Raw genomic sequence first — 20,204 nt, 5'->3', positions numbered from 1 at the left:
CAGATCATGTCAAGCGTATCTCAGCGGACGGCGACGGCAAGCATCTGGACGATCAGTGGAAAATTCCTCGCGCGGCTGCTCGATTTCGTCAGCCTGCTCATTCTGGCAAGGCTTTTGAGCCCCGCGGATTTCGGCCTTGTCGCCATCGCAACCTCTGTTCTCGTCATCGTCGAAACGATTCTGGATCTGCCGTTAACACAGGCTCTGATGCGTCAGCCGTCGCCTTCCAAGGAGATGTTTACCACCGCCTTCACCCTCAGCCTGCTTCGAGGGGCGGCCATCAGCCTGCTGATGATCCTCATCTCCTGGCCGATGGCGGTGATTTACGGCGATTCCCGGCTCTTTGCCCTCGTCGCCGTTCTCTCGATCGCGCCTGCCATGCGCAGCATGATCAGTCCGCGCATGGTGCTCTTCATGCAGCGTTTCGATTTCAAGCGCGAATTCGCGCTCGATCTCATCGCCAAGGGATCGACATTGCTGTTCGGCGTCGGTGTGGCGGTGACGACAGGCAGTTATTGGGGGCTGGCCGCCGGCGCGGTGGCGGGACCGACCGCGGCGATGATCACCTCTTATGTCTTTGCGCCGATGCGGCCGGCGTTCAGCCTTTCGGAATGGAAACATTTCCAGGACATGATCAGCTGGAACACCGTGTCGCAGGTGCTGAATTCCATCAACTGGCAGCTGGACCGGCTGCTGCTGCCGCGTTTTACCGGCCTGTCGACGTTCGGCGCCTTCAGCGTCGCCGACAATATTGCCGGGATTCCGTATCAGACCTTCGTCGGGCCGTTGCTGCGCCCGCTGATGGCGGCATTCTCCACCGTCGAAGACCGCCGCAATCTGGTCGTTGCCTATCTGAAGGCAACGAATGCGATCACCTTCGTCGCAGCACCCGTTCTCATCGCGCTCGCCATGCTCGCCGAGCCGACCGTACGCGTCCTCGTCGGCGAGAAATGGGCATCCGCCGCGCCGATCCTGCAATGGCTGTGCCTCGTCAGCCTGCTCGGCCTTCCCACGAACATCATGCCGGCATTGGCGATGGTTCTGGATAATACCCGTTCGCTTGCTCTCAGGATGTTTGCCGAGTTCGCCGTCAGGGTGCCGGTCACTATCCTGGGCATCGCCTATTTCCAGGTGGAGGGTGCGCTCGGCGCCCGGATCATCGCCATGCTCGTCGCCTATGCCGCGTCGCTCGTCATCACACGGCGGCTGATCGGTGCGAGTTTTGCCGCGCAGCTGAACGCCTTTTGCCGGCCGCTGGCCGCGAGCTTGCCGATGATCGCTTTCCTGCTCTGGGTGGAGCCGATGCTCGCCGTCATGCCTGTCGGCTTCAATCTGATCGCCGGGCTGGCGGTTTGCGGCGCGGCGGCGGCTGCGATTTTCTGGGCCTTTGCCCTGCTGCTGTGGCAGATCCTGGGAAGGCCCGACGGTATCGAGACCATCGTCGTTCAAAGGCTGATGCCGCGGCGAAACGGGGTTCTCGCCTCATGATGGAGACAGGTGCAGCCCAGCGATTTGGTTTGGCGTTTTCGGAGAAACGGAATGCGTTACGGGATATCTTCTAGGACTTTGGGTCTGCTCGCAGTTCTTGGCCTGGCGGCTTTGCCCGGCCAGCCGAGCGTGGCCCAGGAGCCGATCAACATGAATGCCTATCAGCTGACGTTCGAGGAGAATTTCGACAGCCTCGATGTCTCGGCATGGGGAGAGAGAAGCTCCCGCTGGATCGCCCATACGCCCTGGAACGGCGATTTCGGCGACGCCCGATTCACAGACCCGGCTCCCGGCTTCCCGTTTACCACCGATCAGGGCGTCCTGAAGATCGAAGCCCGCAAGGGAGAGGACGGAACCTGGCGTTCGGGCCTGCTCTCGGCTGTCAACCCGAAGGGCGAAGGGTTCTCGCAGCAGTTCGGCTATTTCGAAGCGCGGATGAAGCTGCCGCCGGGCAAGGGTGTCTGGCCGGCCTTCTGGCTCATCGGGCTCGACCGGTCGAAATACACCGCAGAGATCGACGTCCTGGAATATTACGGACGCGCGCCCTACGAATTCTCCATGGGCTTTCATATCTGGCGCCAGGCCCATGGCGGTGAGAATTCCAATGGCGGCTATTGGAAAACCGTCCAGGATGGAATTTTGAACAGCGAGTATCATACCTACGGCGTCGATATTCAGGCCGACAAGACGACCTTCTATCTGGATCGCCAGTATCTCTGGAGCTTCGATACGCCGGAGGAGTTCCACATGCCGTTCTATCCGCTGGTGAACCTGGCGCTCGGCTCGGGCTGGCCGATCGACGAAACGCCGAACCCTTCCATCCTGCTCGTCGATTATATCCACGTCTACAAGCGGAAGCCCGCCGACGCGGCGAATTGAAGGAGCGATCCGTTTCGCCCTATCGCTCGCGCAGGCAGCTGAGACCGGTTTGCGGATCGAAGAGGTGCATCGCCTCCTCGTCGAAGAAGAGGGTGAGTGTCTCGCCGTCACGGATCGGCGTGCGCGGCGGCAGGCAGGCCATCAGGCGTTGGTTTCCCGTCAAGGCGGTGACGACGAGTTCCGGGCCGGTCAGCTCCGCGACCTCAAGGGTGGCCTCGATCGAAGGGCCGGCGCCGTCCAGGCGGAGCGCCTCCGGACGGATGCCGAGGATCAGGTCGCGGCCATTGCCGGCCGCTTCGCGGAAGCGGGCGGGCAGGGGCAGGCCGGCATCGGCGCCTGAAAGCGCCAGCCGTCCATCGCGCACCGTCGCTTTCAGCAGGTTCATCGGCGGCGCGCCGACGAAGGTGGCGACATAGAGCGTTGCCGGGTGATTGTAGATCTCCTCCGGTGTTCCGAGTTGTTCGATGCGGCCGTCGCGCATGACGGCAATGCGGCTTGCAAGCGTCATCGCCTCGATCTGGTCATGGGTGACATAGACCACCGTTGTCTTCAGCATCTGGTGCAGCCGCTTGATCTCGGTGCGCATTTCCATGCGCAGTTTGGCGTCGAGATTGGAGAGCGGCTCGTCGAAGAGGAACACTTCCGGCTTGCGCACCAGCGCGCGGCCGATCGCGACGCGCTGGCGCTGGCCGCCGGAAAGCTGGCTCGGCTTACGATCGAGGAGATTTTCGATCTGCAGGAGCTTGGCCGCATCGCGCACCGCTTTGTCGCGCTCGGGCGCCGGAACTTTCCGCATTTCCAGGCCGAAGCCGATGTTCCGGTGCACTGTCAGATTGGGATAGAGCGCATAGGATTGAAAGACCATGGCGATGTCGCGGTCCTTCGGATGCACACCGAGTACCGAACGCCCTGCGATGCTGATATCGCCGCTCGTCGCCTCTGCAAGGCCGGCGATGATGTTGAGCAATGTGGACTTGCCGCAGCCCGACGAGCCGAGCAGCACGAGGAATTCTCCGCTTTCCAAGGAGATGTCGATGCCTTTCAGCGTCTCGACCTCGCCATAGGTCTTGCGGATGTTCTGGATATCGAGCGCGCTCATCGCACGGGCTCCTGAAGCGATGACGGGGCGCCGTAGCTGCGGGGAAGGGTGGAGATGGCGCGCGAGGCGACCTCGGTTCCTGACGCGAGGCAGGCGGCCAGAGGCTTGCCGTCCGCGAGCGCGGCGAGGAAGGCGGCGTTGAAGACATCGCCGGCGCCGATCGTATCGACGACTTTGACGACGGGTGCGGCCACCGACACCGGGACGCCGTCCGGCCCGATCGCGACGGCGCCGTCCGGGCCGCGTTTGACGACGACGATTGCGCCTTCCGGCATATGCGACCGGATTTCACGGGCAGCCTCGATCGGGTCGGCGACGCCGGCAAGGGTGGTCGTCTCGACCTCGTTCAGCAGCGCGATGCGGCTGCGCGAAAGCCAGGCGCGTGTCGCCGCGCAATTCTCGTCCGTCCAGCCGTCGAGCGGCCAGCCGGTGTCGAGCGCGACGGTGATGCCATGGCTGTCGGCCCAGTCGAAGAAGGCGTCATATTCCTTTGCCAGATCGTCGGTCAGGAATGCGCCGCAGAGAAGCGCGTAGCCGCCGCGGAGCCTTTCGCCGTCGAGGACGGCGAAGACATCCGCGAGGCTGAAGCGTGGCAGATGGCCGGTCGTCGTGAAAAAGGTGCGTTCGCCGTCGGGATGGGTGATGCCGACGGAGAGCGTCGTTCTCTCGGGGCGTACCGGCCAATTCTCGGAGCGGTGGCCGAAGGCTTCGGCGAGCCAGCGGCCGAACTGGTCGCTGCCGATATTGGCGGCGATCTCGAATTCGATGCCGAGCGCCTGCCAGGCGAGCGCGCTATTGCCGGCGGAGCCGCCGACCCTGAGTTCGTCATGGTCGACGATGATCTCCGTCCCGGCTTTCGGCCAGGGGGCAGCCGGTCCGAGGATCAGGTCGACGTTGACGTTTCCGATGACTGCAAGCGGCCGCATTCATTCGCTCCGGGTAATCTTGGTTGAACGGACCGGTGTTCCGGCATTCTCGACGCGCGCATCGGCAAAGGCGATCATCAGCCGCTGGGCGACCGGCAGCATGGCGAAGATCACGGCAAGGCCGGTTGCCGGGGCAAAACGGATCGTCACCGCGCCAGCGACCGGTTCCTGCCCGGACGCATCGAACAGGACGACCGGGGCGCCGGTTTCAACGGCGGAATTCGCCATGATGGTAACGAGGCCGGCCGTCTCGTCCTGGCCGCGAAACAGCACGACGCCGATCTCAGGCCCGAGCATCTCCATCGGGCCATGGCGCAGCTGACCGCCTTCGAGCGAAAAGCAGGGGCGGCGCGACAGCTCCGTCAATCCGAGCGCCAGAGCCTCGGCGACACCCTGCAGGCGGCGGCCCGAGGTGACGACGGTCGCGACGTTTTCGAGTGCCGCGAGCGCGGCTGTGATGTCATGCTCTTCAGGAGCCCCGAGGGCGGCAAGCGCGGCTATGGGATCTTCGCCGAGGGCGGAAAGGATTGCCAGGTGCAGGGCGAAGGTCACCGTCAGGCTGCGGGTGGCGGCAAAGGCGAGTTCGGTGCCGCCGCTGCCGACCAGCGAGGGGGCGGTTCTTGCCAGGAAGGAGCTGCTTTCGAGCGTCAGGCCGAAGGTGTCCTCCGTGCCGCCGGTCTCGTTGAACCAGCGCAGGACTTCGGCGCTTTCGCCGGATTGCGAGGTGACGAAGATCGTCCTGCCGGCGACCGGCAGAGGCTGGCCGAGCTGTTCGGAGAGCGGCAGGGCGATGGCATCGATGCCGAGCGCGCGGTAGAGCGGCTCGACGGCGCGGTTGACGGCATGCGAACCGCCCATGCCGATCAGGAGCAGCCGGCCGGTTTTCTCAAGCGAGGCGGCGGCCCTCGCCGCCGTCGGCCCGGCCGATTCATAGGAGGCGATCGCATCGGCGTGCTGGCGGGCCATTTCGCGGTCGATCGCCGCAAGCCCGGCGGGCCGGGTTCTTTCTGTTGTCATGTTCATCCCTTGACGCCGCCGCTGGTGAGCCCCGAAATCAGGGCGCGTTGCATGACGAGACCGATTAGCACCGGGGGCAGGGCGGCGAGCACGCCTGCCGTGGCGATCAATCCGTAATCGGAAACGCGGCCGCCGGCGAGATCGGCAATGGCGACGGTCAGCGTCTTGGCGCGCTGGTCCGAGGTGAAGAGCAGCGCATAGAAGAATTCATCCCAGGCAAGCAGGAATGCGAAGAGGCTCGAGGTCGCGACCACGGGGGCGGCGAGCGGCAGCGTGATGATCCGGAGCGTCTGGAACAGGCCGGCGCCGTCGATCATCGCGGCGGACTCGATCTCGCGCGGGATGGAATCGAAGCCGGATTTCATCAGCCAGGTGGTGAAGGGCGCGAGGATCGTCAGATAGACGAGGGCGAGGCCGAAGACGTTGTTCAGCATGCCGAGATGGGAGAGGCCCATATAGAGGGGCACAGCAAGCGCCACCGGCGGCAGCATGTAGGTGGCGATCACCATCGACAGCGACCAGCCGACGGAAGGCGTGCGCGACACGGCCCAGCCGGCGGGAATGGCGAGCGCGATGGCGGCGATCGTCGCCATGCCCGCCACCTCGATGCTGTTGCGCAGCGACGAGGTGAAGGCGGCGCCGGCGCTGTTTTCGAGCGTCGACAGCAGCATCTGGTATCGCGAGAAATCGACGGCCTGCGGCCACCAGCGCAGCGGCTTGGCGGCAAGATCTGCGGCCGGCGCAATGCTCATGACGAAGAGCCACAGGATCGGCGCCAGGATGACCGCGGCGAGCAGCAGCGCCGAGAGGTGAATGAAGGCTGAGAAGAGCGGGCTCCGGCGTTCCATCAGGCGGCACTCCCGGCGGTCTTGCGCACGAGCGTGGCGTAGCCGGCGGCGAGCAGCGTCACCAGCAGCGTGACGATCAGGGCGAGCGATGCGCCCGAGCCCGCGCGCTGGAAGGAGAAGGCTTCCTGATAGACCAGGATCGAGAGCGTGCGGGTGCTGTTCGCCGGCCCGCCACGGGTCATGACCCAGATGATGTCGAACACCTTGAAGGCTTCGATCGTGCGCAGCACCAGCGCCACCATCAGCGGACCGGCGAGATAGGGCAGGATGACGAAGCGGAAGCGGGCAAAAGGACCGGCGCCGTCGACGAGCGAGGCGGCGGTGATGTCGCGCGGCACGGCCTGGAGTGCGGCGAGCGCGATCAGCGCCACTAAGGGAAAATTCTTCCAGCAGTCGGCGACGATGAGAGCGGCGAGCGCCGTGCCCGGTTCGCCGAGCCAGGAACGATAGGCGTCGAGCAGGCCGAGCTGGGTCAACGCGGCGTTCAGCGCGCCGTATTCCGGATTGTAGATCAGCCGCCAGAGCGTGGCGTTGACGACGGTCGGCAGCGCCCAGGGCAGGATCATCAAGGCGCGCAGCGCGGTGCGGCCGCGAAATTGCTGGTTCAGCAGCAGGGCGGCCAGGACGCCGATCACCATTTCGGCGGCGACCGAGACGATCGCGAACCATGCGGTGGTGATGAGCGTGCGCTGGAAATTCGAGCCGGAGAGCATCTTCACGTAATTGTCGATGCCGACGAAGCTGCCCTCGGTGCCGACGAGCTTGGCATCGGTGAAGGAGAGGCCGACGGTATCGACCAGAGGCCAGCCGATCACCGAGATCATGACCACGAGAAGCGGCAGCATCAAAAGCCACGCGCGGGTTGTCAGCCAAGTGCCCGACATCGAGGCGACCCTTTTCATTCATAAGAGAGGAGGCCGGGCGACGAAGGGCGCCGCCCGGGGTTTCATGCCGGTCTCAGAGGCCGCTGTTTTCGGCGGCCGACTTCAGCGCGTCCTCGGGAGAGGACTGGCCGAGCAGGGATTCCTGGATCGCCTGTTGCAGCGCGGTCGACAGTTCCTGATATTTCGGCGTCGTCGGGCGCGGATACATGGCGGCGAGGCCGACCTTGGCGGCGGAGATCAGCTCTTCCTGGCCCTTGGTGACAGTGGGGTCCTCATAGGAGGATGCCCAGATCGGCAGGCTGAGCTTGGCATAGGCGTTCTGCGTGGCCTGCGAGGTCATGAAGGTAATGTACTTCCAGGCCTCGTCGGGATGCTGGCTTGCCGAGGTGATGCCGAGGCCCATCGACCCATTGACGGCCGAAGCCTCGCTCTTGCCGGCCACCCCAGGCGCCGGCACGACGCCGACCTTGCCCGCGACCTTGCTGTCTTTCGGGTCGTTGGCCATGTTGTACATGTAGGTCCAGTTCAGCGCGAAGGCCGCATCGCCGTTCTGGAAGACCTTGCGGACGTCTTCTTCCAGGAATTCCTTGGAGTTCGGGTTGGTCAGGCCCGATGCGTAGCTCGCGACCATGTATTTCAGCGCGTCGAGGCCGCCGCCGGCCTGGAAGGCGGGCTTGCCGTCCTTCAGGAAATCGCCGCCATAGGCGCTGACGAGCGTGGTGTAGTCGCAGACGGCGGCTTCGGCCTGCGACCAGCTCCAGGCGATCGGGGTGGCGAGCAGGCCCTTGTCCTTGATCGTCTTTGCCTGTTCGGCCAGCTCGTCCCAGGTCTTCGGCGGGGCCTTGATGCCGGCCTTCTCCAGGATCTCCTTGTTGTAGAACAGGTATTTGGTGTCGAGGATCCACGGCATGCCGTAATATTTGCCGTCATACTGCACTGTGGTCCAGGCGCCCGGCAGCACGCCCTTCTTCATCTCGTCGGTGATGCGGGAGGAGACGTCGACCAGCACCTTGTTGGTGGCGTATTCGGCCGGCCAGATGACGTCGAAGAGGACGACGTCGTAACCGCCGCCGGAACCCTGCGCCAGCACCGTCTTGTCGTGCAGGCCTTCATAGGGAACGAATTCGAGATTGACCTTGATATCGGGGTTCGCCTTGGCGAAGGCGTCGGTCATGGCGCGCACGTCGGCCTCGCTGTAGGCGGCCTGCGCCATGAAGAGCGCGTTCAGCGTCGTTTCGGCGAAAGCATGCGGGGCAAAGGATGCGCCGATCAAGGCCGCACCCAAAAGCGTCTTGTTAAAAGATTTCAGCATTGCAGCCTCCAGTTTTTGAAATTTACGCATGGCCGAGGGCGGTTTTGCCGCCATCGGTTTTCGAGAAGGCACGCGTGAAAAAAAACGTGCCGGCTTGTCATCTCGGAGCGTCGCTGGAGGCCCTGTACGGCTTCCCGCGTTCCCTGGAACTCTCCGGTCCCTTATTAAGTCAAATGTCTTGACTTATTACTTCGCCAACATTCTATTGGAGTCAAGAGGCAATTGCACATGAATGATGTCAGGCCGATCCGGGCCAAGAGCGGCACCAACCACGAAGGCACCAGCGCCCATAACAGGCGCGTGATGATCGATGCCCTGAGGATCAACGGTGCGCTCTCGCGCGCCGATCTGGCGCGCGCGACGCGGCTGACCAAGCAGACGGTGTCGAATATCATCGAGGAGCTCGAGCGCGACGGCCTCGTCAGTTCGCAGGAGGCGGTGCGCAAGGGCAGGGGCCAGCCCTCGACACCCTATGGCCTGGTGCCCGAAGGGGCTTTCGCGATCGGCCTGCAGATCGACCGGCATGTGACGCGGGCGGTCGCCGTCGATCTCGTCGGCAGCGTTCTCGTGCGCGCAGAAGCCGGTCTGCCCAGAGGGGGGCCGTCGACGGGAGCCAAGGTCATTCTCGATCTCGTCGCCGGCGTGCGTTCCAGGCTTGCCGGGATTGTCCAGCAGTCGGAAAAACGTCTGGTCGGCCTCGGCGCCGCGATGCCTGGTCCTTTCGGTGTGGATGGCAGCGGCGACGATCCCTGGATGATGGAGGCCTGGCAGAAGTTTCCGCTGCTGGAAACGCTGAGCGCCGGCACCGGGCTCGATGTCGGCCTGCAGAACGATGCCGCGGCGGCGGCGACCGCCGAGCGCATGGTGGGAGCCGCCCACGGCCTCGACCATGCCGTCTGCCTTTTCGTCGGCTACGGCATCGGCGCCGGCCTCATCCTGCATGGCGAGCTCTATCGCGGCGCCAACGGCAATGCCGGCGAGATCGGCATGGCGCTGCTCTTTGCCGACGGCAAAACGACGCCGCTCGAACACCGCGCCTCGCTCGCCTCGCTCTACCAGCACCTGTCGGCCGATCCGGCCGATCCCGATCTCCATGCGCGCATCAACGATCTCGCCTCCAGCGGCGATCCGAGCATCGAGGCCTGGATCGAGGCGGCGGCGGCGGATCTGCGCTGGAGCATCCATCTGATCGAAACGGTCTTCGATCCGCAGACGGTGATCCTCTGCGGCAGCGCGCCGGAAGCACTGGTAAAGAGGTTGATTGCGGCGATCGGCCCGCTGCTGCCTTCGATCGCCGAAAGGCGCGGCCGGACGCTGCCGCGCCTGCAGCCCGGCATGGCCGATCCCTGGTCGGTGGCGCTCGGAGCGGCCGCCGGGCCGATCAGCCGTGCATTCGATCCGCGGTTTGCGGCCATTTTGAAGGATTCCCTCTGATTTTGGGCTGAAACCGGACGTTGCACAGCAGTGCAAAGGCAAAAATCCGAATGTTTTTGCAAGTTTCCTTGTCTCGGACTGCGCGAATAGAGGTGTTTCCCTGTAATATAATTAAATATTGCACACTCCCGGAAATGACGGTTATTCGAATATAAATGCATAGATTTTTCAATATATTTAGAGGCTTTGCAAATATTCTCTAAATATTTTTTCCGTCTTCGCGAATAACGATTGTATGTCGTTTTTGTGACAACTAGAATTCGAACATTTCATGTCATGTAATATTCATTGGCAGGGGCAATTTGAACGAGCTAAATGGGCGTGCGCTAAAACTGCGCGTCCCTTTTACGTTCGAGGTTCTCATGCAAGCCAAGCTTCTCGGCGCCGTCGGCGCCCTTCTCGCTACAGCGTTTCTTGCTGGCCCCGCTGCCGCCGCCGAAAAGACCAAGATTGACTTCTGGTTCGGCAATTCCGGTGACATCGCAAAGCGTGTCCAGGAACAGTGCGATCGCTTCAACCAGTCGCAGGCCGATTACGAAGTCGTCTGCACCAGCCAGGGCAGCTACGACGCTTCCCTGCAGAACACGATTGCCGCCTTCCGCGCCGGCAAGCAGCCGACCATCGCGCAGGTTTCCGACGCCGGCACGCTCGACATCATGCTCTCCGGCGCCTACTACCCGGCCAACAAGCTGATGGCCGACATGGGCTACACCGTCGACTGGAACGACTACTTCTCGGGTATATCAGGCTACTACGCCACGTCGAAGGGCGAGATGTATTCCTTCCCCTTCAACTCCTCGACCGCTCTGCTCTACTGGAACAAGGATGCTTTCGCCAAGATCGGCAAGGATCATGCTCCGGCGACCTGGAAGGAAGCGGGTGAAGACTTCAAGGCTCTGAAGGACGCCGGTTATGCATGCCCGCTCGCCTTCGACATTTCCAGCAACGAAATCTGGCAGTATGTCGAGCAGTTCGAAGCCGTAAACGGCGAACCGATCGCCACGAAGAAGAACGGTTTCGAAGGCCTCGACGCCGAGCTGGTATTCAACAAGAACCCGCTTCTCGTCAGCTACATCAAGGACCTCAAGTCCTGGTACGACAACAAGCTCGCCGTCATCAAGAACAAGGCCGTCGGCCAGACCTTCGTCGAAGCCTTCGCCGCCGGCGACTGCCAGGTCATCCTGACCTCGGTCGGCGACCACGGCAATATCGGCCGCACCGCCAAGCAGGGCATGAACTGGGGCGTTGCCATGCTCCCGACCTACGGTGATGCAACCCGTCACAGCTCTTATGTCGGCGGCGCTTCGCTCTGGGTTCTGCAGGGCCATTCCGACGCCGAATACAAGGCCGCTGCTGCCTTCTTCAACTTCATCGCAAAGCCGGAAGAAGCTCTCACCTGGTCGACCGTCACCGGCTATATCCCGGTCCGCAACTCCGGCTTCGAATATCTGAAGAAGCAGGGCTTCTACGACAAGGCTCCCTATGCTGGCCGTGAACTCGCCATTCAGAGCCTGACCATTTCCCCGGCCGGCGACGCTGCCGCCAAGGGCATTCGTCTCGGCGGCCTGCTGCAGGTCCGCACCGAGATCGCCAACGGCCTGCAGGCGATCTTCGTCAACAATGCCGACGTCCAGGCTTCACTCGACTCGGCTGCCGATCGCGGCAACCAGCTCCTGCGCCGCTTTCAGCAGACCTACAAGAACGTTCAGCTTCCCTGATCGTCCGATATCAGCCGCACCCGGCCGCCTTGCGCGCGCCGGGTGTGTCTTTGTAAGCTCTCTCATCGGTCGCGGATGCAAAGCTGTTGCCCGCGCCTAAAGCAAATCTGGGCGAAAACGACCACCCATGGAAAAGCGCGTCACTTTCTCCTCGACGACGATCGGCCTGCTCTTCGCATTCCCGATGCTGTTGCTGATCTTCGTCTTCTTCTATTGGCCGAGCGCGCAGGCGCTTTATTGGGCTTTCACGCTCGAGCAGCCATGGGGCGGCGGCAACGCCTGGGTCGGCTTCGACAATTTCAAGCTGCTGCTCAGCGACCCGATCTATTGGGAATCGATTACCCGCAGCATGGTCTTCGGCTTCAGCTCGACGATCATTGCCATGGGGCTGGCGCTCATCCTGGCGCTTTTGACGGATCGTGAACTGCGCGGCCACAAAATCTACCGGTCGGTCTTCATCTGGCCTTACGCGATCGCCGCTCCCGCTCTCGGTCTCGCCTTCCGCTTCATCCTGGCGCCGGAGGCCGGCCTTCTCTCCGTCATCAATCAGGTCTGGCCGGGCCTCTGGAACCCGGCGCTTGACGGCAAGGACGCGATGATCGCCGTCATCGTCGCCTTTTCCTGGAAATATATCGGCTATAACTTCATCTTCTTCCTCTCCGCTCTCCAGGGCATCCCCCGCTCGCTGATCGAAGCGGCCGCCATGGATGGATCGGGGCCGCTGCGCCGCATGTGGGACCTCCAGCTGCCGCTCTTGACGCCGACCTTGTTTTTCCTGCTGGTCATCAACATCACCGAAAGCTTCCAGGATTCTTTCGGTATCGTCGACGTCATGACGCAGGGCGGCCCGGCCCGCGCGACGGAACTCATGGTCTACAAGATCTATTTCGACGGCTTCAGGGGGCTCGATTATTCCGGCGCCGCCGCCCAGTCGATCATCCTCATGGCGCTCGTCGTCCTTCTCACCATTTTCCAGTTCCGCTTCATCGAGCGGCGCGTGCATTACAAGTGAGGTCGCGGACATGATCGAACGCACGCCGATATTCAATTTCGTCTGCTACACGCTCCTGGCGCTCGGCATGGTGATCGCGCTTCTGCCTTTCGCCATCGTCATCATCGCATCGACGCTCGATCTGGAGACGGTCAATCGCGTGCCGTTGCCGCTGATGCCGAGCTCGCATTTCTGGGAAAACGCGCATGAAGCCTGGGTGCGCGCCGATCTCGGCAACAAGCTGCTTCACAGCATCATCTTCGCCACGTCGGTCGCCGCCGGCAAGGTCATCCTTTCCGCGATGGCCGCCTTCTCGATCGTCTATTTCCGCTTCCGCGGCCGGTATCTGATCTTCTGGATCATCTTCATCACCCTGATGCTGCCGCTCGAAGTCCGCATCGTGCCGACCTATTCGATTGCTGCCAATGCACTGGCGCCGTTCCAGGCGATCCTCGATATCACGGGAATTACCGCGCTCGTCGCCTGGGTGTCCGGCATCCAGATCAAGCTCGAATGGGGCCTGCTGAATTCCTATACCGGCCTCGTGGCGCCGCTCGTCGCCACCGCGACCGGCACCTTCCTCTACCGCCAGTTCTACCTGACCGTTCCCGACGAACTCGCCGAGGCCACGAAGATGGACGGCGCCGGCGCCGTCCGCTTCTTCATCGATATATTGCTGCCGCTGTCGCGCTCCAACATGATCGCGCTCTTCACCATCATGTTCGTCTGGGCCTGGAACCAGTATCTCTGGCCGCTGCTCGTCACCACCGATCCGAATTTCGGCATTGCGGTGACGCAGCTCAAGACCCTCATCCCGTCCGAATTCGGCCTGCCCGACTGGAACGTCGCCATGGCAGGCACACTTATCATCATGTCGCCGCCGCTGGTGCTCGTCATCCTGATGCAGCGCTGGTTCGTGCGTGGCCTCATCTCCACCGAGAAGTGAAGGAACAGTCCTGTGGCACCGATCTCAATCCGTGATGTGAAGAAGAGCTACGGCAAACATCCCGTCGTTCATGGCGTCGATCTGGAGATCCAGTCCGGCGAATTCATCGTCATCCTCGGCCCCTCCGGCTGCGGCAAGTCCACGCTGCTGCGCATGATCGCCGGCCTGGAGGAAATCAGCGGCGGCGAAATCGCCATAGATGGCCGCGTCGTCAACAAGCTGGAGCCGCGCGAGCGCGGCTGCGCCATGGTGTTCCAGAACTACGCGCTCTATCCGCATATGACGGTCGCCGAGAATATCGGCTACGCCTTGAAGGTCGCGGGCGTCGCGAAGGCGGAGCGCAATCGGCGCATCGCCGAAGTCGCCAAGGCGCTCAGCCTCGAACCTTTCCTCGACCGCCGCCCCGCCGCTCTTTCCGGCGGCCAGCGTCAGCGCGTCGCCATGGGGCGCGCGATGATCCGCGAGCCGAAGGTGTTCCTCTTCGACGAGCCGCTGTCGAACCTCGATGCCAAGCTGCGCATCGCCATGCGCGCCGAAATCCGCCGTCTCCACCGGCGCCTCGGCGCCACCTCGATCTTCGTCACGCATGACCAGACGGAGGCGATGACGCTGGCCGACCGGCTGGTGGTGATGAACGGCGGCAGGGTGGAGCAGGTCGGCACGCCGGAAGAGGTCTATCATCATCCGGTCTCGCGCTTCGTCGCCGGTTTCGTCGGCACGCCGGCGATGAACCTGCTCGAAGGCACGATCAACGATGAAGGCGTCTTCGTCTACGACCAGACCCGCAAAATTGCGCTCCCGCGCGAACGCGCCGCACCGCTGAAGGGCAAACGCGTCGTGCTCGGCATGCGCGCCGAGGCTGCCCGGCTGGTCGCGCCGGATGCGCCCGGCGCATTGGTGGCAACGGCCGATTTCATCGAAGAGCTCGGCGCAAGCCGCGTCGTTCACGCCGATTTCGACGGGCTGCCCTTTGCCGTGGCGCTGACCGAGGCGGTGACGGTGAAATCGGGTGATCCGATCGGCATCGCGATCGATCACAATGCGATCCACCTCTATGCCGCCGACACCGGTCGGATCATCGAGAACCCCGCCATGAACAGCGCCGGTGCCGTTCACGCCTGAGCGGCGTCAGCGGTGGATGGGATCGATCCAGGGGACGTCTTCCGGTTTCTCGACCGGTTCGATATCCAGGTTGACGACGACCGATTCCTGGCCTGAGCGGACGAGCACGCATTCCAGCGTCTCGTCGCGGCTGGCATTGATCTCCTGGTGCGGCACGAAGGGCGGGACGTAGATGAAATCGCCGGGGCCGGCCTCGGCCGTATATTCCAGATGCTCGCCCCAGCGCATGCGGGCCTTGCCCTTGACGACGTAGATGATGCTTTCGAGATCGCCGTGATGGTGGGCGCCGGTCTTGGCATTGGCATGGATCGTCACCGTGCCGGCCCAGATCTTCTCGGCGCCGGCGCGCGCATGGTTGATTGCGGTGGCGCGGTTCATGCCCGGTGTCTGTGCGGTGTTCGGATCGAGCGAATTGCCGGGAATGACCTTGACGCCGTGTTCGCGCCAGTCGATGTGAGAATGCTCGTGGTCGCCGCTCATGCCTTGCCTCCACCTTGGATTTGATCAATCTAGGCGGGAGCCGCACGATGGCCAAGCGGATTTACCTCAGGCATCAGAAAGAGCAGCCAATGAGCCATCTCCCGCAGATCGATTACGATACCGCTTCGCCAGAGGTTCGGGCCGCGCATGACGAGGAAATCAGGCTGCGCGGGCGCATGACCAACATGAAGCGGACGCTGCTGCATTCGCCGGTCGCCCATCGCATCTACGCCGAATGGTTCACGCTGCGGGCCGAACTCGATCCGGTCATCAGCGACCGGGAGATCTGGATCTTCTCGCTTGCGATCTCGAAGGCGGCGAAATCGAAGATCGCCGTCACCTTCTTTCGCCGTGCCTTGATCAACAAGGGTTTTAATCCCGACGCGCTGGAGCTTTCCCAGGCGGAAGCGCTGCTCGCCGCCTTCGGCAGGGCTGTTGTCGCCGATTCCAACGCCGTTCCGGCCGAGCTCTGGGCGGAGCTGAAAGAGCGCTACGAGACCAAGGCGCTCGTCGATCTCGTTGCCTTTGCCGGCATCATGCTGGCGACCGCCGTTTTCAACAACGTCGTCGAGGTCGAATTCGACCCGGAGCTCGAAGCCTTCGCGGAAGCCGGCTCAGCTTAGCCGCCGAGCGAGGCAATCGCGGCCCTGACCGCGTCCGCGCCGGATGTGGTCGGTCGGTATTCCAGGCCGACGGCGCCGTCATAGCCGTTGGCGAAGATCCAGTTGAGTCGATGGGCGAGGTCGATGCCGCCGGAGCCCGGTTCGTTGCGGCCGGGGTGATCGGCGACATGGACGTGGAAAACACGGTCGAGACGGCCGTCCAGCACGTCTTCGGTGCGTTCGTCCATCACGGCGGAATGGTAAATGTCGTAGACGATGCCGATCTCGGGGTGGGCGACGTCGTCGACGATGTCGAGGCCTTCGCGGGTCGAATCGAGGAAATAGCCGACATGGTCGATGCGGATGTTGAGCGGCTCGACGCCGAGCCGCACACCGCTGCCTTTCAAGATATCGGCGGCTGCTTTCAGTGTTTCGGTGAGCGCCCGGCGCTGTTCTTCACGGCTGCGGCCGGGGAGATCGTCGCCGGCCTGGGCGATCAACACCGGCGCGCCGAGACGCTTGGCAACAGTGACGGATTCGGCAAGGCCCGCCAGCCAGGTCTGCCGGTTGGTGGCATCGGTCAGCGCGATCATCGGCTCGGCGACGAGGCTGGTGACGACGACACCGGTTTCCTTCAGCGCCGCCTCGATCGCATCCAGATCCTTGTCGGTCCAGCGCCAGAATTCGGCCGCCGTCAGGCCGCCGGCATGGGCGCGGCGGATGCGGTCGGGAAAGCTGTCGCCACCTTCGGCAAACAGCCATTCGATGCAGGCTGAATAACGTCGCATGAAAATTCCTCCCGGTGCGGATGCAGGCTGCGACAGAACGGAGCCTGCCGCAAGAGGCGTTTGGATGCTTGACGCCCGGATTCATTGGCGAAACACTCGTCCTATATGGTCAGGGTCGCTGGCCGCTTCGGGAGGAAGACATGGATCTGGGATTGAAGGGAAAGATCGCCGTCATAACGGGCGCGTCTGTCGGCATCGGGCTGGCGATCGCCGAGGGGCTGGCGGCTGAGGGCGCGGATCTCGTGCTGGCTGCGCGCGGCGGCGATCGTCTGGAGGCGGAGGCCGCCCGCATTGCCGAGAAATTCGGCGTCAGCGCCACCGCCGTCGTTGCCGACGTCGCGACGGCTGCGGGAACGGAGGCGATCATTGCGGCGGCTGCCGAAAAGGGCGGCGCCGATATCCTCATCAACAACGCCGGCACCGGATCGAACGAGACCGTCATGGAGGCGCCGGACGAGAAGTGGCAGGCCTATTGGGACCTGCATGTGATGGCCGCCGTCAGGCTTGCGCGCGGCATCGCGCCGCAGATGAAGAAACGCGGCGGTGGAGTGATCCTGCACAATGCCTCCATTTGCGCCGTCCAGCCGCTGTGGTACGAACCGATCTACAATGTCAGCAAATCGGCATTGATGATGTTTTCGAAGACGCTTTCGACCGAACTCATCCAGGACAATATCCGCGTCAACTGCGTCAATGCCGGGCTGATCCTGACGCCCGACTGGATCAAGACCGCCAAGCAGCTGACGGCCGAAAGCGGCGGCAACTGGGAAGGCTACCTGCAGAGCGTCGCCAACGAACACGCCGCTTCCAAACGTTTCGGCACGCCCGAGGAACTGGCAAACGTCTTCGTCTTCCTGAGTTCGGAGCGTGCGAGCTACTGCATCGGCTCGACCTATTTCGTCGACGGCGGCATGCTGAAGACGATCTGAGCGTGGTTGACGGCAGCCGGTTCTTTGTAGAGTTGCGGGTTCGGCCTGTGGACGTTGCCAATATAAGCTATAAATAATAGCTATTTTATTGTATGTTCACGCGTTTGGCGCTATTTGCCTGCTATTGGGCAGGGTGAATACTGCGATTTCCACAAGGCGACGACGATGCTGACGAAAAAGGGAAAATACGGGCTGAAGGCGCTGGTCGATCTGGCGCGGCTGGCGCCGGGAGAAACCGCCTTCATCAACGACATCGCGTCACGCAACAATATCCCGAAGAAGTTCCTCGATACGATCCTGCTCGAACTGCGCAATGTCGGCATCCTGCGCTCGAAGAAGGGACCGGGCGGGGGCTATTCCCTGTCGCGGCCGGCCTCGGAAATCCGCATCGGTCACGTCATCCGCACATTGGACGGGCCGTTGGCGCCGATCCGCTGCGCCAGCCGCACGGCTTTCGAGGCCTGCGACGACTGCGCCGATCCGGAAACCTGTCAGGTGCGGCGCTCGATGACCGATGTCCGGGACGCGATCGCCGCCATTCTCGACAATATGAGCCTCGAACAATTCGTTTCCGACGGCGGCCGCATCGAAGCCGAGAAGGAAGAATTTCCGATCTCCGCCGCCAGCTGATCTGCTGATTTCCACCCAAAACCGCGGCGCAGTGCCGGATGACGTCAAGCCTCGTCGGGCTTCGTGACAGAGTCGCCGGCCGCGCGTAGCAGTCTATCTCTCGGCAGCGACAGCGCGTGGATGCGGGCGTTGCGCCAATGGCGGTCGAGATTGAGCCCGATGCCGGCCGATGTTTGCCCGGCAAGTTCGAACAGCGCGTTTGCAGTGGCGAGCGCCGTTTCGCCAGCGGCGATCGCGGCCGCCGACGTGGAGAAGTGCGCGTCCGCCATCGCGGCTTCCACAGGATTGACCTGAGCGATGTCGAGTTTGCGGCCGGCCCGTTCCAGGGCTGCCGCCGTCGTTTCGATGCGCATGGCGTGTTCGCCGAGCCGTGCGAGGACGGTGGTGCGGTCGCCGATCGTGTTCAACAGGTCCGTCCATGCGGCGCGCGCGATGCCGAGGCTCACGCCGGCCTTGAGCAGCAGGGCGAGCGAGACGCCGGTCGAATATTCGAAGGAGGGGGCAGGCGCGATCGTATCGGCATTGACGTGGAACTGGCCGACGATCGCTGTCGCCGATCCGTTCGTGCGCTGGCCGAAGCCGTCCCAATCGTCGACAACCTGGATGCCTTCGTGGGCGCATGCGAGGTAGAGCGTGACCGGGCGGCTGGGCGGGGCGGTGGCGGCAGCGGCGATCCAATCGGCGAAGAGGATGCCGGGCGCCTGCCGTGTGCGCCCGCTGAGGTGATAACCCGGCCCTTCGGCCGATAGTTCGGCGCCCTCGGCGATAGTTGCGGCGGCGAAGCGGTCGCCGAGCAGCGCGCGGGCAAACAGCGATGCCTTCAGATCCTCCGAGGCCTGGATGCGCAGCGTCTCCAGCACGCAGAAATGGTTTTCCAGCCCCTCGCCGATCGAGGCGTCGCCCTCGGCGATGATCGCCACGATCTCGGCGAGCAGGGCGTTCGACACGTCGAGCCCTTCATATTCGGGCGGAACGGTGATTGCCGTCAGCCCCGACGCCGACAGCGCGTCGAATTCGGCATGCGGCAGGATGCGGTTGATGTCACGTTCGCTCGCCTGACGCCGGAATGCGGCGGCGAGATCGCGGGCCGTCGATATCGCCTCTTCTTCGCTTTCGATGCGATGCGCGGGAGGCCTGAGGCTATCTTGAAACTGCGATACCGTTCCCATCGGTCACTCTTCCTCGATGGCTACAGGAGTGAGGGATTGCTCCTCGAATGATAAGGCCGGTTTTTCTACGAAACCCGAAAGCTTTGAATTTTCTTACCAACTTGATCGGCTTGTCCTCTGCTCTACTTAGGGCCAACTAGGGACAATCTGATCGAGACACATGATGAGCGACTCTCTCGCCCGCGACAGCGAGGTTTGGAAAATGGGGCGCCAGCCGAGACCGCGTCCGACGCTTGAAATCGCCGATATCCCGACCTATGCGATCGGCGATGTTCACGGCCGGTACGATCTGCTCGTGAAAGCCGAGGAGGCGATCCTGAGCGATGGCGCGCGGCTGCCGGGGCGCAAGCTGATCGTGATGCTCGGCGATTATATCGACCGCGGTCCGGAATCGGCGCAAGTCATCAGCCATTTGATGGACCCGCTGCCCGATGGTTTCGAGCGCATCTGCCTTGTCGGCAATCATGAAATCGCCATGCTCGACTATATCGACGGCTGGGCTTCCTTTGACGACTGGATGCGGATGGGCTCGGCGGAACTGCTCAAGTCCTATGGCCTCGATCCGGAGCATCTGCCGCTGATCTTCCCGTCCGGCGCGAAGCTCGACGCTTTCATCCGTCATTCGCTGCCGCGCACGCATATCGATTTCATGCGGGCGATGCCCGTGATGCTGGACACGCCCCATGCGGTCTTCGTGCACGCCGGCATCGATCCTGCGCTGCCGCTTGCCGCGCAAACGGACGAGGACCTGGTCCTCATCCGCCACCGTTTTCTGGAAAGCAGGGTGCCCCTGCCGAAGCTCGTCGTCCACGGCCATACGCCGAACGACGAGCCCGATATCCGGCGGAGGCGGCTCAATCTCGATACGCGCGCCTATCGCAGCGGCAAGCTCACCGCCGCCCGTTTCTGGCAGGGCCAGGTGCATCTGTTTTCCACCTGACC

Annotated in this window: 20 protein-coding genes; 11 read left to right on the top strand and 9 right to left on the bottom strand. The window is 63.0% G+C overall.

What is annotated here, in order from left to right:
- Nucleotides 1-6: 6 nt before the first annotated feature.
- Together ATY78_RS24350 and ATY78_RS24345 are read left to right on the top strand one after the other, a co-directional pair.
- Nucleotides 7-1,488 (top strand): lipopolysaccharide biosynthesis protein, encoded by a 1,482-nt coding sequence (locus ATY78_RS24350; RefSeq protein ID WP_088684855.1) that lies wholly within the window; start codon nucleotides 7-9, stop codon nucleotides 1,486-1,488.
- A gap of 51 nt (nucleotides 1,489-1,539) precedes the next feature.
- A complete protein-coding gene (locus tag ATY78_RS24345) occupies nucleotides 1,540-2,367 on the top strand; it encodes a glycoside hydrolase family 16 protein (protein WP_088684854.1) in 828 nt (275 codons plus the stop codon).
- Nucleotides 2,368-2,386: 19 nt separating this feature from the next.
- Here the strand turns inward: ATY78_RS24345 and ugpC are convergent, their stop codons facing one another.
- The 6 genes from ugpC to ATY78_RS24315 all read right to left on the bottom strand — a co-directional run bounded on the left by ugpC (nucleotide 2,387) and on the right by ATY78_RS24315 (nucleotide 8,453).
- On the bottom strand, nucleotides 2,387-3,466 hold the full coding sequence (ugpC, locus tag ATY78_RS24340) for a sn-glycerol-3-phosphate ABC transporter ATP-binding protein UgpC (protein ID WP_088684853.1): 1,080 nt from the start codon (nucleotides 3,464-3,466) through the stop codon (nucleotides 2,387-2,389).
- On the bottom strand, nucleotides 3,463-4,392 hold the full coding sequence (locus ATY78_RS24335; protein WP_088684852.1) for a PfkB family carbohydrate kinase: 930 nt from the start codon (nucleotides 4,390-4,392) through the stop codon (nucleotides 3,463-3,465). Before ATY78_RS24335 ends, ugpC begins: the two co-directional genes overlap by 4 nt.
- Complete coding sequence (locus tag ATY78_RS24330) at nucleotides 4,393-5,415, bottom strand: SIS domain-containing protein (RefSeq protein WP_088684851.1); 1,023 nt, start codon at nucleotides 5,413-5,415, stop codon at nucleotides 4,393-4,395. It lies immediately after the preceding gene.
- Nucleotides 5,412-6,257, bottom strand: a complete 846-nt coding sequence (locus tag ATY78_RS24325; protein WP_088684850.1) for a carbohydrate ABC transporter permease — start codon at nucleotides 6,255-6,257, stop codon at nucleotides 5,412-5,414. The genes ATY78_RS24330 and ATY78_RS24325 overlap by 4 nt, the downstream gene beginning before the upstream one ends.
- Entirely contained in the window at nucleotides 6,257-7,141 is an 885-nt protein-coding gene (locus ATY78_RS24320; RefSeq protein WP_088684849.1) for a sugar ABC transporter permease, read from the bottom strand. The genes ATY78_RS24325 and ATY78_RS24320 overlap by 1 nt, the downstream gene beginning before the upstream one ends.
- A gap of 73 nt (nucleotides 7,142-7,214) precedes the next feature.
- Nucleotides 7,215-8,453 (bottom strand): extracellular solute-binding protein, encoded by a 1,239-nt coding sequence (locus tag ATY78_RS24315; protein ID WP_088684899.1) that lies wholly within the window; start codon nucleotides 8,451-8,453, stop codon nucleotides 7,215-7,217.
- 228 nt (nucleotides 8,454-8,681) lie between these two features.
- Between ATY78_RS24315 and ATY78_RS24310 the strand changes: the two genes are divergently transcribed.
- The 5 genes from ATY78_RS24310 (at nucleotide 8,682) to ATY78_RS24290 (ending at nucleotide 14,664) form a co-directional block, all read left to right on the top strand.
- Nucleotides 8,682-9,887 carry an ROK family transcriptional regulator gene (locus tag ATY78_RS24310; protein ID WP_088684848.1) on the top strand — a complete coding sequence of 402 codons (1,206 nt, stop codon included), beginning with the start codon at nucleotides 8,682-8,684 and terminating at the stop codon, nucleotides 9,885-9,887.
- Nucleotides 9,888-10,249: 362 nt separating this feature from the next.
- Nucleotides 10,250-11,605, top strand: a complete 1,356-nt coding sequence (locus tag ATY78_RS24305; protein ID WP_088684847.1) for an extracellular solute-binding protein — start codon at nucleotides 10,250-10,252, stop codon at nucleotides 11,603-11,605.
- A 127-nt stretch (nucleotides 11,606-11,732) separates the two neighbouring features.
- Complete coding sequence (locus ATY78_RS24300; protein WP_088684846.1) at nucleotides 11,733-12,617, top strand: sugar ABC transporter permease; 885 nt, start codon at nucleotides 11,733-11,735, stop codon at nucleotides 12,615-12,617.
- Between the two features lie 10 nt (nucleotides 12,618-12,627).
- Complete coding sequence (locus tag ATY78_RS24295) at nucleotides 12,628-13,542, top strand: ABC transporter permease subunit (protein WP_088684845.1); 915 nt, start codon at nucleotides 12,628-12,630, stop codon at nucleotides 13,540-13,542.
- A gap of 12 nt (nucleotides 13,543-13,554) precedes the next feature.
- Nucleotides 13,555-14,664 (top strand): sn-glycerol-3-phosphate import ATP-binding protein UgpC, encoded by a 1,110-nt coding sequence (locus ATY78_RS24290; protein ID WP_088684844.1) that lies wholly within the window; start codon nucleotides 13,555-13,557, stop codon nucleotides 14,662-14,664.
- 6 nt (nucleotides 14,665-14,670) lie between these two features.
- Here the strand turns inward: ATY78_RS24290 and ATY78_RS24285 are convergent, their stop codons facing one another.
- Entirely contained in the window at nucleotides 14,671-15,144 is a 474-nt protein-coding gene (locus tag ATY78_RS24285) for a cupin domain-containing protein (protein ID WP_088684843.1), read from the bottom strand.
- An 89-nt stretch (nucleotides 15,145-15,233) separates the two neighbouring features.
- On the opposite strand from ATY78_RS24285, the gene ATY78_RS24280 reads away from it, so the two are divergent.
- A complete protein-coding gene (locus ATY78_RS24280) occupies nucleotides 15,234-15,767 on the top strand; it encodes a hypothetical protein (protein WP_088684898.1) in 534 nt (177 codons plus the stop codon).
- On the opposite strand, the gene ATY78_RS24275 is transcribed toward ATY78_RS24280, so the two are convergent.
- Nucleotides 15,764-16,534, bottom strand: coding sequence for a TIM barrel protein (locus tag ATY78_RS24275; RefSeq protein ID WP_088684842.1), 771 nt, complete (start codon nucleotides 16,532-16,534; stop codon nucleotides 15,764-15,766). The genes ATY78_RS24280 and ATY78_RS24275 overlap by 4 nt on opposite strands.
- A gap of 140 nt (nucleotides 16,535-16,674) precedes the next feature.
- Between ATY78_RS24275 and ATY78_RS24270 the strand changes: the two genes are divergently transcribed.
- A complete protein-coding gene (locus ATY78_RS24270; protein ID WP_088684841.1) occupies nucleotides 16,675-17,463 on the top strand; it encodes an SDR family oxidoreductase in 789 nt (262 codons plus the stop codon).
- A 165-nt stretch (nucleotides 17,464-17,628) separates the two neighbouring features.
- Complete coding sequence (locus tag ATY78_RS24265; RefSeq protein WP_088684840.1) at nucleotides 17,629-18,093, top strand: Rrf2 family transcriptional regulator; 465 nt, start codon at nucleotides 17,629-17,631, stop codon at nucleotides 18,091-18,093.
- 44 nt (nucleotides 18,094-18,137) lie between these two features.
- Here ATY78_RS24265 and ATY78_RS24260 read toward each other — a convergent pair whose 3' ends face one another.
- The gene (locus ATY78_RS24260) at nucleotides 18,138-19,262 is read right to left on the bottom strand and encodes an acyl-CoA dehydrogenase family protein (protein ID WP_088684839.1); all 1,125 of its coding nucleotides are present in this window, start codon (nucleotides 19,260-19,262) and stop codon (nucleotides 18,138-18,140) included.
- Nucleotides 19,263-19,425: 163 nt separating this feature from the next.
- On the opposite strand from ATY78_RS24260, the gene ATY78_RS24255 reads away from it, so the two are divergent.
- Entirely contained in the window at nucleotides 19,426-20,202 is a 777-nt protein-coding gene (locus ATY78_RS24255; RefSeq protein WP_190237515.1) for a metallophosphoesterase family protein, read from the top strand.
- The last annotated feature ends 2 nt before the right edge of the window (nucleotides 20,203-20,204 follow it).

The organism is Rhizobium sp. R635 (assembly GCF_002211285.1).
GTDB lineage: Bacteria > Pseudomonadota > Alphaproteobacteria > Rhizobiales > Rhizobiaceae > Rhizobium.
Note: the sequence above shows the minus strand (reverse complement) of the source record. Positions and strands in the feature narration are given on the sequence as shown.

What these genes read in the sequence shown, in the direction of transcription:
- ATY78_RS24350 (WP_088684855.1), top strand. Translation starts at nt 7, where the DNA reads ATGTCAAGCGTATCTCAGCGGACGGCGACGGCAAGCATCTGGACGATC.
- ATY78_RS24345 (WP_088684854.1), top strand. Translation starts at nt 1,540, where the DNA reads ATGCGTTACGGGATATCTTCTAGGACTTTGGGTCTGCTCGCAGTTCTT.
- ugpC (WP_088684853.1), bottom strand. Translation starts at nt 3,466, where the DNA reads ATGAGCGCGCTCGATATCCAGAACATCCGCAAGACCTATGGCGAGGTC.
- ATY78_RS24335 (WP_088684852.1), bottom strand. Translation starts at nt 4,392, where the DNA reads ATGCGGCCGCTTGCAGTCATCGGAAACGTCAACGTCGACCTGATCCTC.
- ATY78_RS24330 (WP_088684851.1), bottom strand. Translation starts at nt 5,415, where the DNA reads ATGAACATGACAACAGAAAGAACCCGGCCCGCCGGGCTTGCGGCGATC.
- ATY78_RS24325 (WP_088684850.1), bottom strand. Translation starts at nt 6,257, where the DNA reads ATGGAACGCCGGAGCCCGCTCTTCTCAGCCTTCATTCACCTCTCGGCG.
- ATY78_RS24320 (WP_088684849.1), bottom strand. Translation starts at nt 7,141, where the DNA reads ATGTCGGGCACTTGGCTGACAACCCGCGCGTGGCTTTTGATGCTGCCG.
- ATY78_RS24315 (WP_088684899.1), bottom strand. Translation starts at nt 8,453, where the DNA reads ATGCTGAAATCTTTTAACAAGACGCTTTTGGGTGCGGCCTTGATCGGC.
- ATY78_RS24310 (WP_088684848.1), top strand. Translation starts at nt 8,682, where the DNA reads ATGAATGATGTCAGGCCGATCCGGGCCAAGAGCGGCACCAACCACGAA.
- ATY78_RS24305 (WP_088684847.1), top strand. Translation starts at nt 10,250, where the DNA reads ATGCAAGCCAAGCTTCTCGGCGCCGTCGGCGCCCTTCTCGCTACAGCG.
- ATY78_RS24300 (WP_088684846.1), top strand. Translation starts at nt 11,733, where the DNA reads ATGGAAAAGCGCGTCACTTTCTCCTCGACGACGATCGGCCTGCTCTTC.
- ATY78_RS24295 (WP_088684845.1), top strand. Translation starts at nt 12,628, where the DNA reads ATGATCGAACGCACGCCGATATTCAATTTCGTCTGCTACACGCTCCTG.
- ATY78_RS24285 (WP_088684843.1), bottom strand. Translation starts at nt 15,144, where the DNA reads ATGAGCGGCGACCACGAGCATTCTCACATCGACTGGCGCGAACACGGC.
- ATY78_RS24280 (WP_088684898.1), top strand. Translation starts at nt 15,234, where the DNA reads ATGAGCCATCTCCCGCAGATCGATTACGATACCGCTTCGCCAGAGGTT.
- ATY78_RS24275 (WP_088684842.1), bottom strand. Translation starts at nt 16,534, where the DNA reads ATGCGACGTTATTCAGCCTGCATCGAATGGCTGTTTGCCGAAGGTGGC.
- ATY78_RS24270 (WP_088684841.1), top strand. Translation starts at nt 16,675, where the DNA reads ATGGATCTGGGATTGAAGGGAAAGATCGCCGTCATAACGGGCGCGTCT.
- ATY78_RS24265 (WP_088684840.1), top strand. Translation starts at nt 17,629, where the DNA reads ATGCTGACGAAAAAGGGAAAATACGGGCTGAAGGCGCTGGTCGATCTG.
- ATY78_RS24260 (WP_088684839.1), bottom strand. Translation starts at nt 19,262, where the DNA reads ATGGGAACGGTATCGCAGTTTCAAGATAGCCTCAGGCCTCCCGCGCAT.
- ATY78_RS24255 (WP_190237515.1), top strand. Translation starts at nt 19,426, where the DNA reads ATGAGCGACTCTCTCGCCCGCGACAGCGAGGTTTGGAAAATGGGGCGC.